Source organism: Pseudomonas sp. AM4(2022) (assembly GCF_036346515.1).
Lineage (GTDB): Bacteria > Pseudomonadota > Gammaproteobacteria > Pseudomonadales > Pseudomonadaceae > Aquipseudomonas > Aquipseudomonas paracarnis.
Genome location: NZ_JAOTNW010000008.1, coordinates 154,361 through 170,403, shown reverse-complemented (window position 1 = coordinate 170,403; position 16,043 = coordinate 154,361). Strand labels below are relative to the sequence as shown.

The 16,043-nt window shown below is 59.3% G+C and carries 20 protein-coding genes; 11 read left to right on the top strand and 9 right to left on the bottom strand.

Annotation, left to right across the window (positions count from 1 at the left end; all coding sequences use genetic code 11):
* Positions 1-6: 6 nt before the first annotated feature.
* Positions 7-636, top strand: a complete 630-nt coding sequence (pcp, locus tag ODQ19_RS13410; RefSeq protein ID WP_330210282.1) for a pyroglutamyl-peptidase I — start codon at positions 7-9, stop codon at positions 634-636.
* A gap of 79 nt (positions 637-715) precedes the next feature.
* Positions 716-1,207 (top strand): anti-virulence regulator CigR family protein, encoded by a 492-nt coding sequence (locus ODQ19_RS13405; RefSeq protein ID WP_116666571.1) that lies wholly within the window; start codon positions 716-718, stop codon positions 1,205-1,207.
* Between the two features lie 12 nt (positions 1,208-1,219).
* Here the strand turns inward: ODQ19_RS13405 and ODQ19_RS13400 are convergent, their stop codons facing one another.
* From ODQ19_RS13400 to ODQ19_RS13390, 3 genes are read right to left on the bottom strand one after another with little or no spacing between them, the layout of a single operon-like run.
* Positions 1,220-2,620, bottom strand: a complete 1,401-nt coding sequence (locus tag ODQ19_RS13400; protein ID WP_330210281.1) for a heavy metal sensor histidine kinase — start codon at positions 2,618-2,620, stop codon at positions 1,220-1,222.
* Positions 2,617-3,288, bottom strand: coding sequence for a heavy metal response regulator transcription factor (locus ODQ19_RS13395; protein WP_330210280.1), 672 nt, complete (start codon positions 3,286-3,288; stop codon positions 2,617-2,619). Before ODQ19_RS13395 ends, ODQ19_RS13400 begins: the two co-directional genes overlap by 4 nt.
* Positions 3,289-3,330: 42 nt before the next feature.
* Positions 3,331-3,591: a DUF2790 domain-containing protein gene (locus ODQ19_RS13390; RefSeq protein ID WP_014719138.1), complete on the bottom strand. Its 261-nt coding sequence runs from the start codon at positions 3,589-3,591 to the stop codon at positions 3,331-3,333.
* Between the two features lie 183 nt (positions 3,592-3,774).
* Between ODQ19_RS13390 and ODQ19_RS13385 the strand changes: the two genes are divergently transcribed.
* Entirely contained in the window at positions 3,775-4,452 is a 678-nt protein-coding gene (locus ODQ19_RS13385; RefSeq protein WP_330210279.1) for an HAD family hydrolase, read from the top strand.
* Between the two features lie 20 nt (positions 4,453-4,472).
* Here the strand turns inward: ODQ19_RS13385 and ODQ19_RS13380 are convergent, their stop codons facing one another.
* The 3 genes from ODQ19_RS13380 to csrA form a co-directional block, all read right to left on the bottom strand.
* Entirely contained in the window at positions 4,473-4,769 is a 297-nt protein-coding gene (locus ODQ19_RS13380) for a hypothetical protein (protein WP_116666576.1), read from the bottom strand.
* A gap of 93 nt (positions 4,770-4,862) precedes the next feature.
* Positions 4,863-5,123 (bottom strand): hypothetical protein, encoded by a 261-nt coding sequence (locus ODQ19_RS13375; protein ID WP_116666577.1) that lies wholly within the window; start codon positions 5,121-5,123, stop codon positions 4,863-4,865.
* A 210-nt stretch (positions 5,124-5,333) separates the two neighbouring features.
* Positions 5,334-5,528 (bottom strand): carbon storage regulator CsrA, encoded by a 195-nt coding sequence (csrA, locus tag ODQ19_RS13370; protein WP_003192511.1) that lies wholly within the window; start codon positions 5,526-5,528, stop codon positions 5,334-5,336.
* Between the two features lie 263 nt (positions 5,529-5,791).
* Here csrA and ODQ19_RS13365 point away from each other — a divergent pair, with 263 nt between their 5' ends.
* On the top strand, positions 5,792-6,157 hold the full coding sequence (locus tag ODQ19_RS13365) for an SPOR domain-containing protein (RefSeq protein ID WP_019820896.1): 366 nt from the start codon (positions 5,792-5,794) through the stop codon (positions 6,155-6,157).
* 34 nt (positions 6,158-6,191) lie between these two features.
* Here the strand turns inward: ODQ19_RS13365 and ODQ19_RS13360 are convergent, their stop codons facing one another.
* The 3 genes from ODQ19_RS13360 to ODQ19_RS13350 form a co-directional block, all read right to left on the bottom strand.
* The gene (locus ODQ19_RS13360; RefSeq protein WP_330210278.1) at positions 6,192-6,881 is read right to left on the bottom strand and encodes an endonuclease I family protein; all 690 of its coding nucleotides are present in this window, start codon (positions 6,879-6,881) and stop codon (positions 6,192-6,194) included.
* Positions 6,882-6,883: 2 nt separating this feature from the next.
* The gene (locus ODQ19_RS13355; protein WP_003192507.1) at positions 6,884-7,135 is read right to left on the bottom strand and encodes a DUF1654 domain-containing protein; all 252 of its coding nucleotides are present in this window, start codon (positions 7,133-7,135) and stop codon (positions 6,884-6,886) included.
* A gap of 258 nt (positions 7,136-7,393) precedes the next feature.
* The gene (locus tag ODQ19_RS13350; protein ID WP_019820900.1) at positions 7,394-8,482 is read right to left on the bottom strand and encodes an asparaginase; all 1,089 of its coding nucleotides are present in this window, start codon (positions 8,480-8,482) and stop codon (positions 7,394-7,396) included.
* A gap of 564 nt (positions 8,483-9,046) precedes the next feature.
* Here ODQ19_RS13350 and ODQ19_RS13345 point away from each other — a divergent pair.
* From ODQ19_RS13345 to ODQ19_RS13315, 7 genes are read left to right on the top strand one after another with little or no spacing between them, the layout of a single operon-like run.
* Entirely contained in the window at positions 9,047-10,006 is a 960-nt protein-coding gene (locus tag ODQ19_RS13345) for a sugar ABC transporter substrate-binding protein (protein WP_003192504.1), read from the top strand.
* A 57-nt stretch (positions 10,007-10,063) separates the two neighbouring features.
* Positions 10,064-11,617 carry a sugar ABC transporter ATP-binding protein gene (locus ODQ19_RS13340; RefSeq protein WP_330210277.1) on the top strand — a complete coding sequence of 518 codons (1,554 nt, stop codon included), beginning with the start codon at positions 10,064-10,066 and terminating at the stop codon, positions 11,615-11,617.
* Positions 11,614-12,591, top strand: a complete 978-nt coding sequence (locus tag ODQ19_RS13335; RefSeq protein WP_044275169.1) for an ABC transporter permease — start codon at positions 11,614-11,616, stop codon at positions 12,589-12,591. The genes ODQ19_RS13340 and ODQ19_RS13335 overlap by 4 nt, the downstream gene beginning before the upstream one ends.
* Before the next feature lie 3 nt (positions 12,592-12,594).
* Complete coding sequence (locus tag ODQ19_RS13330) at positions 12,595-13,617, top strand: LacI family DNA-binding transcriptional regulator (protein ID WP_330210276.1); 1,023 nt, start codon at positions 12,595-12,597, stop codon at positions 13,615-13,617.
* A 23-nt stretch (positions 13,618-13,640) separates the two neighbouring features.
* Positions 13,641-14,558 (top strand): ribokinase, encoded by a 918-nt coding sequence (gene rbsK, locus ODQ19_RS13325; protein ID WP_330210275.1) that lies wholly within the window; start codon positions 13,641-13,643, stop codon positions 14,556-14,558.
* The gene (gene rbsD / locus ODQ19_RS13320; protein ID WP_330210274.1) at positions 14,555-14,959 is read left to right on the top strand and encodes a D-ribose pyranase; all 405 of its coding nucleotides are present in this window, start codon (positions 14,555-14,557) and stop codon (positions 14,957-14,959) included. The genes rbsK and rbsD overlap by 4 nt, the downstream gene beginning before the upstream one ends.
* A 27-nt stretch (positions 14,960-14,986) precedes the next feature.
* Entirely contained in the window at positions 14,987-16,015 is a 1,029-nt protein-coding gene (locus ODQ19_RS13315) for a nucleoside hydrolase (protein WP_330210273.1), read from the top strand.
* Positions 16,016-16,043: the final 28 nt, after the last annotated feature.

Here is a 16,043-nt window from a genome sequence, read left to right as displayed (position 1 = left end):
GCAACTATGCAAAGCGTACTGCTGACGGGCTTCGAGCCCTTTGATAAGGCGGCGGTGAACCCCTCTTGGGAGGCCGTGCGCCAGTTGGACGGTGTGCAGTTGTGCGAGGGGGTGCAGATGGTTGCGCGTTGCTTGCCCTGCGCATTTGCCACTGCTGCCGAAACCTTGCTGCAGTTGATCAACGAACTGCGGCCGGCAATGGTCATCGCCACGGGCCTGGGGCCTGGGCGCAACGATATTTCCATCGAGCGCGTTGCGATCAACGTTAACGATGCGCGTATTCCCGACAATCTGGGGGCTCAGCCAATTGATACCGCAGTGGTGGATGGCGGCCCGGCGGCGTACTTCTCAACGTTGCCGATCAAGGGCATGGTCAAGGCGGTGCGTGAGGCGGGTATTGCCGCCTCGGTATCGCAAACGGCGGGGACGTTTGTGTGTAATCAGGTGTTTTATCGCTTGCAGCATGCGCTGGCGGGAACTGGGGTGCGCAGTGGGTTTATTCATGTGCCTGGTTTGCCTGAGTCGGGCGAGCCGTCGATGGCGCTATCGACAATAGTCGAGGGATTGCGTGTGGCGGCGTTGGCAGCCTGGCAAACCCAAGTAGATATCGCCTTGAGTGGTGGTCAGGTGAGCTGACGGCAGGCGCTGTTGTTTGTGTACGCTGTGTTGCGATTTCAACTACAGTTCAAGCACATATTGGCCTTAGGAAGCCGCCATGTTAAAGCGTACGAAGTTCGTGTCGGTTGCGTTGTCCCTTGCACTGTCTTTGACCAGTGGCCTTGCCCTTGCAGATCCAGGTAATGGCAAAGGCCAAGGCAATAACAAGGGTGATGCCTATGGTGGGCAGGACAACGGCAAAGGTCACGGTAATAACAAAGGTAATGCCCAGGGCGGGCCGGGTAAGGCCAAAGACAAGGGCGGTCACTCCAGAAATGACTTCAGCGTTGATCGCAGTCTTGTGCTGAATGTCTTGGGCGGGCACCGCGATTATTGGCGCGCTGGCCCGGCCTTACCGCCTGGCATTCAGAAAAACCTGGCACGCGGCAAGCCCCTGCCGCCCGGAATTGCCAAGAAGCTGGACGGCCGCTTGCTGGGGCAGTTGCCTCGTTATGATGGTTACGAATGGCAGCAAGCGGGAACTGACTTGATATTGGTGGCCATTGCGACCGGTATCATCTACGAAGTTCTGAACGGTGCGTTTGATTGAGTTGCAGCGCCCTCAGGCTTCACGGCCGGGGAAAAACAACTCAAAACAGGTCACGCCATCTTCACTGCTCACGCGGTACCGCCCGTTATGCAGCTGCATGATGGTCGCCACGATCGAAAGTCCCAGGCCGTTGGACTGAGATGAACGCTCGCGGGATTCATCCACCCGGTAGAACCGTTCGAACAGCCGCGGCAGGTGCTCGGCCGGGATCGTCTGGCCGTGGTTGCTGACCCTCAGGTTGATGCCCGCGCCATCCTGCACTGCCTGGATACTCAGCTCCGAGCCCGGCGCGCCATACTTGATGGCGTTGGCACACAGGTTGGCCAAGGCCCGGCGCAGCAACATCGGTTCAGCCCAGATCACCCCTTCGCCCAAGGCGGTGATGTGCATGTCCACATCACCCGCCAGCCCTTCGAAATAATCTGCGATACGTTCCACTTCATCCGCCGCGTCCAGCGCCTGGCGCTGACGCAGTGCGCTGGCGGGGTCGGTGCGGGCCAGGAACAGCATGTTGTCGAGCATCCGCGCCAGGCGTTCCAGCTCTTCGACATTGGAGGCCAGCAGTTGCTGGTAGCTCTCGATGCTGCGGTGCTGCTGCAGGGCCACCTGGGTTTCGCCGAGCAGGTTGTTGATCGGGGTGCGCAGTTCATGGGCCATGTCGGTGGACACTTGGCCCAGTTGTACAAAGCCTTTGGCCAGGCGTTCAAGCATGGTGTTGAACGAGTCGATCATGGGCAGCAATTCCTTCGGTGCGCCGTGGCTGTCGAGGCGTTCGGCCAGGTTGCTGACGCCGATCCCCTGGGCATGCCGGGCCAGGCGGCGCAACGGCAACAAGCCACGATGAACCAGCAGGTAACCCACCAGCGCCAGGATGATCGCGGCGATACTCGCCAGGATGTATACGCTGAGTCGATAACTGGCGAGCACTGCGGTGCGCTCGGTCATCAGGCGGCCGCTGGTGATTTGCAGGCTGCCCAAGTCGCCGGAGTCGATGGCCACGGCCACCACCGAGAAGGGAATACCGTTCAGGCCTGGCAAATGTTGCACGTCGCTCAACATGAGTTTGTGATCTTTGGGCAGTGGCTGGATCGACGGCAGCTCAATATTCCCCGGGTTTACCAGCAGCAGTGGCTGTTTGCCGGGGGCGGCAATGCTCAGCACGGATTCGCGGTTGCCCAACATGTTCTGGAACAGCTCTGGCTTGGTCTTGATCAGGTCCAGGGTATTGCTGTCGTTGAGCAGGTTGCGTAGCTGATCCACTCGGGATATCAACGCGGCGTCATCGCGGCGGATCAGTTCGCGCTCCAGTTCTCGGTACAGCGCCACGCCCAGGGTTGCCAGCAGGACGAAGGCGAGCAGGGCAAAGATCAACGCCAGGCGCAGGGTCAGGGAGTAAGGGTGTTGGCGGTTCATGGCTGGGTATCGAAGCGGTAGCCAATGCCACGCACGCTGTGGATCAGCTTGAGCTGGAACGGGTCGTCGATTTTCAGGCGCAGGCGGCGCACGGCGACGTCCACCACATTGGTGTCGCTGTCGAAGTTCATGTCCCACACTCGCGAAGCAATCAGCGAGCGGGACAGCACCTGATCTTGATGCGTTGCGAACAGATGCAGCAGGGCGAACTCTTTGTTGGTCAGGGTAATGCGCGTGCCGGCGCGGGTCACTCGACGTTTGAGTACGTCAATGTGCAGGTCGGCGATGTGCAGTTGTTCTTCATCCCGGCTCGGGCCACGACGGTTGAGGGTGCGCAGGCGCGCCACCAGTTCGGCGAACGAAAAGGGCTTGATCAGGTAGTCATCGGCACCCAGTTCAAGGCCTTTGATGCGGTCGGCGATGTCATCGCGGGCGGTGAGGAACAGCACCGGGGTATCGGCCTCTTTGCGCAGGCGACGCAGCACTTCCCAGCCATCCATTTTTGGCATCATCACGTCCAGTACGATCACGTCGAAGGGCGTTTCAAGGGCCTGGTGCAAACCGTCCACGCCATCGCGGGCCAGGCTCACATAATGCCCCAGCTCCTGCAGGCCATTGAGCAGATAATTGCCGGCCTTGGGTTCGTCTTCGACTACAAGGATGTTCATGGGAAGTGCTCTGCTTCAATAAGTTGCGCCAGTGTAGCCCGATCAATTGTCATTGGCGCAACCGGTGCCCTGGACTTGGTAATCCAGCACATGTTCGCGGTCTTGGTGGTCCAGGTAGCGCAGTTGCGCGGGCACAACCCCGCATTGGCCGTAGGTGTCGGTGCTCGACAACACCTTGGCGACATCCAAGTGGACGAAGAAGCCGGTTTTGTCATGGATCACGTTGGCGGCAGGGGCGGCGTCGGCAGCGAATACCGAGCCAGTGACGAGCAAAGCGGCGAAGCCCAGGGCAATCAGTTTCATGGTGGTGTCTCACGTTCCGGGTTGGTAGTGAGCTCACGGTAACCAGGCGACCCCAACAGCCAACCAACAGGATCATGACAAGTTCGTCATTTTTGCCTTGGAGCTGACGGGCCAGGACTCGGCGTTTACAAGCGTCGAGGTGATCCGTAGATTGCAGGGCCCAGCCCATGAGGAAGCCGTGCAGTGTCCACCCCAACTCCAAAGGTATTTACCCGGCGTTACCGCGCCTTTCTGTTCGATATGGACGGGACCCTGCTCAACTCCATTGCCGCTGCGGAGCGCGTGTGGGGCATCTGGGCTGCACGGCACGGCTTGGATGTGGAAGCGTTCCTGCACACCATTCATGGTGCCCGCGCGATTGATACGATCACCCGCCAGGCGTTGCCGGGTGTCGATCCACAGGTAGAAGCCCAATGGATCACCGAGGCTGAGCTGGACGATGTCGAAGGCATCGTGGCCGTTCCTGGCGCCGTGGCGTTTTTGGCCAGCCTGCCCGCCGATCAATGGGCGTTGGTCACCTCAGCGCCAAAGGCATTGGCCGTGCGCCGGCTGCAAGCGGCGGGCATCCCGGTGCCGGCGGTACTGGTGACAGCCGAAGATGTGAAGACGGGCAAGCCCGATCCGGCCTGTTATGTGCTGGGTGCCCAGCGCCTGGGCGTGCCGGTGCAAGACTGCCTGGTGTTCGAGGATGCCGCAGTGGGTATTCAGGCGGGGGAAGCGGCGGGGGCGGATATCATGGTGGTGACCTCGACACACGTGGCGCCGATGGTGACTGCCCATGCTTGCATCAAGGAATATAGTGCGTTGAAAGCCCAGCGTGGGGCTGATGGCTTGTTGTCCTTGCGTCAACTGGCGCCATGATGCGCAGAAGGCCAAGCCCGTTACCGGTCGCGGCCTTCTGCGCAGTCGATGGGGTCTGACAATGCCTGCAGCCGGCTGTTTTTCATCCCCTGGCGCGACACCACCATTTCCCTGAGTATCTCGGTGGCGAGCCGGTTGATGGCTTCTGTACCGTGATAATGCGCACGCACGATGCCGGTAATGGCGAAGTGATCGGTTCCCGGGCCGCTGAGAACGGCTGAGAGCGTCCCGTCGGCATGCAGCGTGCACTCAACGGTATAGCTGGGCAGGCGCGCTGCCAATGCCGATTCGATCTGGGTTTTGCTAAGGGTGTCCATCTGTATCTGCACCTTTGACTGACCGCGCAAGCCCAATGATAGGTGGTGCGGCGGCGCTGTAAATACCGGCGATCCGATAACAGGTAAACGCCCTCAGCGTGCAGTTTTTTCAGGGGGGCGATGAGCGGCGCGCTGGCGCAGCTTGCGCAAGATCACCTTCTGGATGGGCTTGAGGCAGAACGCAAGCAGGTAGCCACAGAGCAGAAGTGCAAGATCCAACCAGGAATGAGTGTCGGGATCGGCTCCTTCCACTTCCATTCTCAAGCAGCACCCGAGTGCCACGAAGACCAGCCCTATCAGCAGGGCAATCATCCAGGATTTTGAAACAAGCGGTTGCGACGCGGCTGGCCTCATCGACGTGTTCCTGAAATGCACTTTGATGGCAGGATAAAGTGTCAGAAATTGGGCTGCCAATAGCGCGACAAGTTCCAGAGATCCTGACAGTTTCATCTTGCAGCGAAGGGAAAGCTCAAGGCGCGCTGGTCACGTGGGGAAACGCGAACAGGCCAATTGGGTTTTCGCCAGCCGTTACAGTGAACGAAAAGGCTGGCTACTGGAGGCGTTTCAAGGCGTCTGGTTTTTGTCGGGTGCAGTCAGGCCAGCCTGGATACGCTGGTAAATCTCCTCGCGATGCACGGCAACATCCTTAGGGGCGTTGATGCCGATTCGTACTTGCTGGCCGCTAACGCCCAGGATGGTGATCGTAATGTCATCACCGATGTTTATGCTTTCACCGACTTTGCGGGTGAGTATAAGCATGGACTTCTCCTTGAATTACTTTTAAGGACACATGTTTCAGACAGGGTAGGTGTCGGATGTGTGTAGCTTACTGCGAAGCGCTTCCCTGTGACTGCCTCTTTTAGGACGCATAGAGGCGACATTAATTCCCATGGCGGTATCATACAGGTCGCGATACATGATTCGCATTGTTTAAGCCAACGTTTATGACGGCCAGAATAGACAGTGAATGGTAAAGTTGCCTCTTTGATCCTCAAAGGAGCAGGGCAGTGCGTAAAGTAGCGATGGCAATTGTGGTGTTGGCGTTGGCCGGATGCGGTGAAGGTAAGTCGGTCGATGCCCCCAAGGCCAAGCCTGCCGTGACCGAAAGCCTGCCGCAAACCGGTGCGATTGCCGCTCAGGAGTGGGATATACGGGTCGGCCCGCCGGACCACAAGTTGCAGGCGATCACCGACCTGACCGCCTGGTTGCTGGAACACGGGTTCAATTTCTATATCGTGAAAGTCGACGGCAAGGATGAGGTGCTATTGGGGCCGTTCGCGACCAAAGCCGAGGCCGAAGCCAAGCAGGCACTGCTAAACGAAAAAATGGCGCGGGCCAAGAAAAACGACACCGTATCGGAGATTATCGAACACAAGGCTGCGCAGTAGCAGCAGGCCAGGTGGGCGGGCACCCCGCCCACGTTCAGCCGCAGGCCTTCAGGTTGACCGGGCCGACGAACTCATTACCACGCCCCATCACGCAAGCCACGGTCTGGTTACGCTGGCGCTCCCAGGTTTGCACCGGATAGGTCTTGTTCCAGGCTTCATACAATTGCCGGTCCTGCTTCGACAGGCGCAGGCCATATTGCTTGCTCATATAAAAATACGTGCGCGCGATCATTCCGCGAATGGACGGGCGCGGCATGACTTTCTTCGCCTTGAAGTCCACCTGAGTCAGGCATGAGCCGTACTGCCCGCTTTGCACCGGCAGCCAGCCAAAGCTGAAGTTGTTACGGTCGCCATTCACTTCGCCGATGCTCGGCACCAGGTTGTGCAGGTCTGCCTCGGCGCGCTTGAACACCTCGTCATGGCGCGTGCAGTTTTTTCGTCCGCCATTTTGCCAGCATTGGCGCAGATGCCCGATTTGCCAGGCCGGTACGATGTGTTCCCACTCAATGCGCGCGGCGCGGTTGGCGTTTTTACGCGGTATATAACCGCAGGCTTTCAGGTTCACCCGGTTACCGGTGTATTTGCAGCCGCAATAGAATTCGGTGGATTGCGGCGCGTAAAGCTTCCAGGCGATTTTCTTGGCTTCGCTGAAGGTGCGAGGGGCTTGGGCGTTGGCGGTGAAGGTTAAAAACAGACAGCACACAGCAATAAAACGGGCACTCACAATCAATCTTCCTTCGGCACAACCCAAAAAATCTGCACGCCACCGTCATCCCGATAGGCGAGGGTGACATTGTCATTTTCTGCAATCTCTTCCAGTAAACGTTGCCAATCGTTCTCCGGCTCATCGGGTAAACGGAAGATCAACGCTGCCTTGGCTTTTTGAGCGTTGGTCGAATTGATGATTTTTTGCACGCGGATAGCCAGGCGCTGGTAGGCGTCAGGCGATGCAGGTGCTGCGGAAGAGGGCTTTGCCACAGAGCATTCCTTAATTTGCTGTACGCACATACAGTATTTAACTGTAGGCAATTTCGCAACTGCTTAAATTTCAAGAAGTTCGTCTGACAGCGAATCAGGAAGTTTGTTGAGGTGCGGGGGAGAGGGGCTGAATGTGGCGAGGGAGCGTGCTCCCGCTCGGGTGCGTAGCGCCCGCAAGTATTTTGGGCCGCTTCGCAGCCCAGCGGGAGCAAGCTCCCTCGCCACAAAAGCATCTTTCTACAGGTGAATCAGCAGGGATCAGTATTCCCAGAAGATCCGTTGCAGTTCCTTGCTGTCCTGGGTCTTGGTCAGGGCGACCATGGCCAGGATGCGGGCTTTCTGCGGGTTCAGGTCAAGGGCGGCGACCCAGTCGTATTTATCGTCTGGCTGTTCGGCGTTACGCAGAACCATGCCACCGGCGTTGACGTGGGAAGAGCGAATGATCTGCACGCCTTGCTTGCGCAATTCCACCAGCGCTGGAACGACCTTGGACGATACCGACCCATTGCCGGTACCGGCGTGAATGATCGCTTTGGCGCCCGCTTGGGCCAATGCTTTGTAAGCGGTGTCGCTCACGTTGCCGTAGCCGTAGGCAATTTCAACGTCAGGCAGGCTTTTGATGGTCTTGATGTCGAACTCAGAATCCATGGTGTGACGCTTGGCCGGTAGGCGGAACCAGTAGGATTTGCCCTCAACGACCATGCCCATTGGGCCCCATGGGCTCTTGAAGGCTTCGGTCTTGATATTGATCATCTTGCTGACATCGCGACCCGATTGGATCTCGTCGTTCATGGTGACCAGCACGCCTTTGCCGCGGGCTTCCTTGCTACCCGCGACCGCAACGGCGTTGTACAGGTTGAGCATGCCGTCTGCCGACATCGCGGTGCCTGGGCGCATGGAGCCAACGACCACGATAGGCTTATCGGTTTTTTCCACAAGGTTCAGGAAGTAGGCGGTTTCTTCAAGGGTATCGGTGCCGTGGGTGATCACGATGCCATCCACGTCCTTGCTGTCGGCCAATTCGGCGACACGGCGACCCAGTTGCAGCAGGTTTTCGTTATTGATGCTTTCCGACGCAATTTGCATCACTTGTTCGCCGCGAACATTGGCGATCTGGCTAAGCTCAGGAACGCCGGCGATCAGTTGTTCGATGCCGACTTTGGCCGCCTGGTAGGTGGCACTGTTGGCCGCACTGGCGCCAGCGCCAGCGATGGTACCGCCGGTGGCGAGGATGACTACGTTGGACAGTTTGGTCTTGCTTTCAACTTCCTTTGCCTGGGCGGCAACGGGGAACAGCAGCAGAAGGGCCAGGGCGCCCGGAATAACGTTCTTCAATGCAGATTTCATTATTTTTCTCTCTGGTTTTTGATGAGTGCTGTAGCAGGTTCATCTAGAACACCCGGGCGGTTCTGAACGCCGCGAGGTGCTGAGAAAGAGCAGGATTTGTACCAGGCTGAGCATGTTGGATTTTTTAAATTAACTTATTGATTTAAAACAACTTAAAGTAATATTTTGGTTTGGTTGGGCTCGGTGCTGTCCGGCTTTCCGAACGAGAAGGGCTGTGGTGTTCGGTTGTCCGAAAGCGTTCACGATTTGTCCGGGCACCCTGTGTGATCATTCGCCACCCAGCCTGTCGTTTCAGCGAACGTCAGAGAGGGCGATTTTGCTTAAACGTATCAGCGGCGGGTAGCTGAAGGGAGGGCTTGGAGGGCGTCCATGAAAGGCTCGCTGCTACCGTTGACAAATCTCGACAAGGTTCTCATAGTTTGCTCAACGCAAACGTTTGCGAGATGTTTCACTGCGCCCTTGGCACATCGTGACAGCTCGTATCAGCCGCCCAGGTGGGAGGGCTGCCGAAGGGGTCTTCGGTGCAAGCGTTGCTCACAATAATCATAAGATCGGAGTGAACCCATGAAGCTGCCATTTGCTGGACGTCTTCTTGCTGTTGCTGTGCTTGCTGCCGCATCCGCCGCTTTGCCTCTCTCTTCTGCATTTGCCGATGACGCTGCCAAAACGCCTACCGTGGGTTTGGTCATGAAGTCCCTTGCCAATGAGTTTTTTGTCACCATGACCGACGGTGCGAAGGACTACCAGAAAGCGCACCCAACAGAATTCAAGTTGATCTCCAACGGCATCAAGAACGAAACCGATACCAGCGCGCAGATCGCCATCGTCAACGAAATGATCAACGCCAAGGTTGATGCGCTTGTCATCGCTCCCGCCGACTCCAAGGCACTCGCCAGTGTGCTGAAGAAGGCCTCCGATGCCGGTATCAAAGTGGTCAACATCGACAATCGCCTGGACCCGGAAGTACTCAAAAGCAAAAACCTCGATATTCCGTTTGTAGGCCCGGATAACCGCAAAGGCTCCAAGCTGGTGGGTGACTACCTGGCCAAGCAACTGGCCGCTGGTGACAAGGTCGGCATCATCGAGGGCGTACCCACGACCACTAATGCCCAGCAGCGCACCGCGGGCTTCAAGGATGCGATGGACGCGGCAGGCATGAAGATTGTTTCCACCCAATCCGGTAACTGGGAAATCGACCAAGGCAACAAGATCGCGGCAGCGATGCTGAGCGAAACGCCGGATATCAAGGCGCTGTTGGCCGGTAACGACAACATGGCCCTTGGCGCTGTTTCCGCCGTGCGTGCGGCAGGCAAGGCCGGCAAGGTGTTGGTTGTGGGCTATGACAACATTGACGCGATCAAACCAATGCTCAAGGACGGCCGCGTGTTGGCCACCGCTGACCAGGCGGCCGCCCAGCAAGCCGTATTCGGTATCCAGAACGCGCTGAAGCTGGTCAAGGGTGAGAAAGTCGATGCCAAAGATGGCGTGATCGAAACCCCGGTCGAACTCGTCATCAAGCAGTAATCCTGGCAGTACCCAACAGCGCCCGCTCGTCCTGAGCGGGCGCCTGGAGATTTTCCTATGTCATCTTCCGCCCCGAACGCTGTCCTCTCGGTCAGCGGTATCGGTAAGACCTATGCCCAACCGGTTCTGTCCGACATCACCCTGACGCTCAATCGCGGGGAAGTGTTGGCGCTGACCGGTGAGAACGGCGCAGGCAAAAGTACCTTGTCGAAGATCATCGGCGGCCTGGTCACGCCCACCACCGGGCACATGCAATTCAATGGTCAGGATTACCGCCCCGCCAGCCGCACCCAGGCCGAAGCCTTGGGCGTGCGCATGGTCATGCAGGAACTCAACCTGCTGCCCACGCTGACCGTGGCGGAAAACCTGTTCCTGGATAACCTGCCGAGCCGCTGTGGCTGGATCAGCCGTAAACAACTGCGCAAAGCCGCGATCGAAGCCATGGCCCAAGTCGGCCTGGACGCGATCGACCCGGACACGCTGGTGGGCAGCCTGGGCATTGGTCACCAGCAAATGGTCGAGATCGCCCGTAACCTGATCGGCGACTGCCATGTATTGATCCTCGACGAGCCCACGGCGATGCTTACTGCTCGTGAAGTCGAGATGCTGTTTGAACAAATCACGCGCCTGCAGGCCCGAGGCGTGGCGATCATTTATATTTCGCACCGGCTCGAAGAGTTGGCCCGTGTCGCCCAGCGCATTGCGGTATTGCGCGACGGCAAGCTGGTCTGCGTCGAGCCGATGGCCAATTACAACAGTGAGCAGTTGGTGACCTTGATGGTCGGTCGCGAACTGGGTGAACACATCGATTTGGGCCCGCGCACCATAGGAGGCCCGGCCTTGACAGTGACGGGCCTGACCCGTTCGGACAAGGTCCGCGATGTGTCCTTTGAAGTGCGCGCCGGTGAAATCTATGGCATTTCTGGCCTGATCGGCGCCGGCCGCACCGAATTGCTGCGCCTGATCTTCGGCGCTGACCCGGCCGACAGCGGCACCGTGGCCTTGGGGTCACCGGCCAAGGTGGTGAGCATTCGCTCGCCGGTAGACGCGGTCGGTCATGGTATTGCCCTGATCACCGAAGACCGCAAGGGTGAGGGCCTGCTGCTGACCCAGTCCATCAGCGCCAACATCGCCCTGGGCAACATGCCGGAAATTTCCGGCGGTGGCGTCGTCAACAGCCGCAACGAAACCGCTCTGGCCAAGCGCCAGATCGACGCCATGCGTATCCGCAGTTCCAGCCCGACGCAACGGGTGTCCGAGCTGTCGGGTGGTAACCAGCAGAAGGTGGTGATTGGCCGATGGCTGGAGCGCGATTGCGCGGTGATGCTGTTCGATGAGCCCACCCGCGGTATCGACGTCGGTGCCAAGTTCGACATCTACGCCTTGCTCGGTGAATTGACCCGTCAGGGCAAAGCGCTGGTAGTGGTGTCCAGTGACCTGCGTGAGCTGATGCTGATCTGTGACCGCATCGGTGTGTTGTCCGCCGGGCGCCTGATCGAGACCTTCGAGCGTGACAGCTGGACCCAGGACGAATTGCTCGCCGCCGCCTTTGCCGGCTATCAGAAACGTGATGCGCTGCTCAACGAAGCCGCGCCTAGGAATACCCCATGAAAACAAACATTTCCCCCGGTAAAACTGGCGGCAACTTCTATGGCCTGGGTACTTACCTGGGGCTGGCAGGTGCCTTGCTGGCGATGATCGCGCTGTTCTCGGTACTCAGCGATCACTTCCTGTCTTATGACACCTTCAGCACCCTGGCCAACCAGATCCCAGACCTGATGGTGCTCGCGGTGGGCATGACCTTCATCCTGATCATTGGCGGCATCGACCTGTCCGTGGGCTCGGTGTTGGCATTGGCGGCCTCGGCAGTCAGCGTGGCGATCCTGGGCTGGGGCTGGAGCGTGTTGCCCGCCGCCCTGTTGGGCATGGGCTGCGCGGCGTTGGCCGGCACCATCACCGGTTCCATTACGGTGGCCTGGCGCATTCCGTCATTTATCGTATCCCTCGGCGTGCTGGAGATGGCCCGCGGCGTGGCCTACCAGATGACGGGCTCGCGCACCGCTTATATCGGTGACTCGTTTGCCTGGCTGTCCAACCCGATTGCCTTCGGTATTTCCCCGTCGTTTATCATCGCGCTGCTGGTGATCATCGCGGCCCAGTTGGTACTGACCCGTACGGTCTTCGGTCGTTACCTGATCGGTATCGGCACCAACGAAGAAGCGGTGCGCCTGGCGGGTATCAACCCCAAGCCTTACAAGATCCTGGTGTTCAGCCTGATGGGCCTGTTGGCTGGTGTGGCGGCGCTGTTCCAGATTTCACGTCTGGAAGCGGCGGACCCGAATGCCGGTTCGGGCCTGGAGCTGCAAGTGATCGCCGCCGTGGTGATCGGTGGCACCAGCCTGATGGGCGGGCGTGGCTCGGTCATCAGTACGTTCTTCGGGGTGTTGATCATTTCGGTCTTGGCCGCCGGGCTGGCGCAGATTGGCGCGACGGAACCGACTAAACGCATCATCACCGGTGCCGTGATCGTGATTGCCGTGGTCCTCGATACTTATCGCAGCCAGCGCGCCAGTCGGCGGGGCTGAACCATGGCAACGATCAAGGATGTGGCAGCGCTTGCAGGTATTTCCTACACCACCGTGTCCCATGTGGTGAACAAGACGCGCCCGGTCAGCGAGCCGGTACGCATCAAGGTCGAGGCGGCGATCAAGCAGTTGGACTACGTGCCCAGTGCCGTCGCGCGCTCGCTCAAGGCCAAGACCACGGCGACCATCGGCCTGCTGGTGCCCAACAGTCTCAACCCGTATTTTGCCGAGCTGGCTCGGGGTATCGAGGATTACTGCGAGCGTAATGGCTATTGCGTGATCCTCTGCAACTCGGATGACGACGCAGAGAAACAGCGCAGTTATTTGCGCGTGTTGTTGGAAAAGCGCGTCGACGGCTTGATCGTGACATCCGTGGGCGGCGATGACAGTGGCCTTGCCGCAGGCTTGAGTGCAGTGCGCACGCCCATGGTGATTGTCGATCGGGCGCTGGATGGGATTGATGTGGACCTGGTGCGCATCGATCACGAAGAGGGCGCTTACCTGGCGACCCGGCACTTGCTGGAATTGGGGCACCGGGACATCGCCTGTATCGGCGGCCCTGGGCATACCCGCGTGGCGCAGATGCGCCTGGCGGGTTACCAGCGTGCATTGCGCGAGGCGGGCATCGAGGTGCTGGCCAGTCGTACCCTGGAAAGCGATTTCACCAGCACGGGCGGGTATGCCGCAGCCGTACAGTTATTATCGCAACACCCGCCCAGCGCGATTTTCGCCAGCAACGATATGATTGGTTTTGGCGTGCTGCGCGCCGCCGCCGAGCGCAATGTGCGTGTGCCGGGCGAGCTGTCGGTCATCGGTTTCGATGACATCCAGATGGGGTGCTACGTCTACCCGGCGCTGACGACGGTTGGCCAGTCGATCCTGCAATTGGGCGAGACTGCGGCCGAATTATTACTGCAACGAATAGCAACACCCCAACTGCCGATCGATCAACGTATCGTGACGCCCAGTATTGTTTTGCGTGAGTCGACCGCGCCATTGGCTGATGTGTTCGCCCAATACCGCTGAACCGAATTGATGAGTACTGATGTATGCCAGCAAAAGTAGTGGTAATAGGCAGCTTGAACATGGACCTGGTCACCCGCGCCAGTCGCTTGCCGCGTGCCGGTGAAACCCTGATCGGCCAGACGTTCTCCACTGTGCCCGGTGGCAAGGGCGCCAACCAGGCCGTCGCCTCGGCACGCCTGGGGGCGAGTGTCGCAATGGTGGGGTGCATCGGTACCGACGCCTATGGCAGCCAATTGCGCGATGCGCTGCTGGTGGAAGGGATCGATTGCCAGGCCGTCAGCACGGTGGACGGCTCCAGCGGTGTGGCGTTGATCGTGGTCGATGACAGCAGCCAGAACGCCATTGTCATTGTGGCCGGCAGCAACGGTGAGCTGACGCCTGCGTCACTGCGAACGTGCGACGCTGTGCTGCAGGCTGCAGATGTGATCATCTGTCAGCTTGAGGTGCCGATGGAGACCGTTGGGTATGCGCTCAAGCGGGGGCGCGAGCTGGGTAAGACGGTCATCCTCAACCCTGCCCCGGCAAGCGGACCGTTGCCCGCTGATTGGTATGCCTCGATCGATTATCTGATCCCCAATGAAAGCGAGGCCAGCGCTCTGAGCGGCGTGACGGTCGACTCCCTCGACAGCGCCAAGGTCGCCGCGAGCGCGCTGATTAAAGCGGGCGCCGGTAAGGTCATCATTACCCTGGGCGCCCAGGGCGCGCTGTTTGCCGACGGCAAGAGCTTTGAGCACTTGGTGGCGCCGAAGGTGAAGGCGGTGGATACCACCGCTGCTGGCGATACCTTTGTCGGTGGCTTTGCCGCCGCGCTGGCCGCGGGCCAGAGCGAAGCCGAGGCGATCCGTTTTGGCCAGGTGGCGGCGGCGTTGTCGGTGACCCGCGCCGGCGCTCAGCCTTCCATTCCTACGCTGCACGACGTAAAAGGTTTTGTGCCCGCATGAAAAAGACCCCTTTGCTGAATATCGCCCTGTCGCGCGTGATCGCGTCTCTGGGCCATGGCGACATCCTGGTCATCGGCGATGCCGGCCTGCCGGTGCCGCCCGGCGTCGAACTGATCGACCTGGCACTGACCCAGGGTATCCCGGATTTCATCAGCACCTTGCGTATCGTGCTGAGCGAAATGCAGGTGGAAAGCCATGTGCTGGCACAAGAGATCCTGTTGAAACAACCGCCCGCGCTGACCGAGCTTGATGTGCTCACAGAGCAGGCTGCACTGGGCGAGCGACGCCTGCTCAGCCATGATCAATTCAAGCAATTGAGCCGCAATGCCCGCGCTGTGGTGCGCACTGGCGAGTGCCAGCCGTACTGCAATATCGCGCTGGTGTCCGGCGTAACGTTCTAGCGTCCCCCCTATGACAAGGAGTGCTTTATGCAACGTGGTCTACCTACCCTGAAAAACCTGTTCCGGAGTGTTCTGCTTTTGTCCGCGCTCACAGCTGCAAGCGCCCAAGCGGCGGAAAAAATCGACCTGATCATTGACACCGACCCGGGTGCCGATGATGTGGTGGCCTTGCTGTTCGCCATGGCCTCGCCGCAGGAGTTGAGCATTCGTGCGCTGACCACCGTCGCCGGCAATGTGCGCCTGGACAAGACCTCCCGCAACGCGCGCCTGGCGCGCGAGTGGGCAGGGCGTGAGGACATCCCGGTGTACGCAGGTGCGCCAGCGCCGCTGCTGCGCAAACCGATCTACGCCGAGAATATTCATGGCAAGGAAGGCATCTCGGGCGTCACGGTGCATGAACCGAAAAAAGGCCTGGCCGAAGGCAATGCAGTCGATTACCTGATCAAGACCCTGAGCAGCGCCAAGCCGCACAGCATCACCATCGCCATGCTCGGGCCGCAGACCAACCTGGCACTGGCACTGACTCAAGCGCCCGAAATCACCCAGGGCATCAAGGAAGTGGTCGTGATGGGCGGCGCCCACTTCAATGGCGGCAATATCACCCCAGTGGCTGAGTTCAACCTGTTCGCCGATCCGGTGGCGGCGGAGATCGTGCTCAAAAGCGGTGTGAAGCTGACCTACCTGCCGTTGGACGTGACCCATAAAGTCCTCACCAGCGACGCCCGCCTGAAGAAGATTGCGGACCTGAACAACAACGCGAGCAAGGTCGTCAGCAGTATTCTGAATGAGTACGTCAAAGGCGATATGGAGCACTACGGCATTCCGGGTGGCCCGGTCCACGACGCTACCGTGGTTGCCTACCTGCTCAAACCATCGCTGTTCAGCGGTCGTCAGGCCAATATGGTGGTCGACAGCCGCGAAGGCCCGACCTTCGGCCAGACCATCGTCGATTGGTACGACGGCCTCAAGCAGGAGAAGAATGTGTTCTGGGTTGAGAATGGCGACGCCCAGGGCTTCTTCGATCTGTTGACCGAACGCCTGGCACGTCTGAAGTAAGTTAGCGGGGCGGCACTCGTCGCCCGGT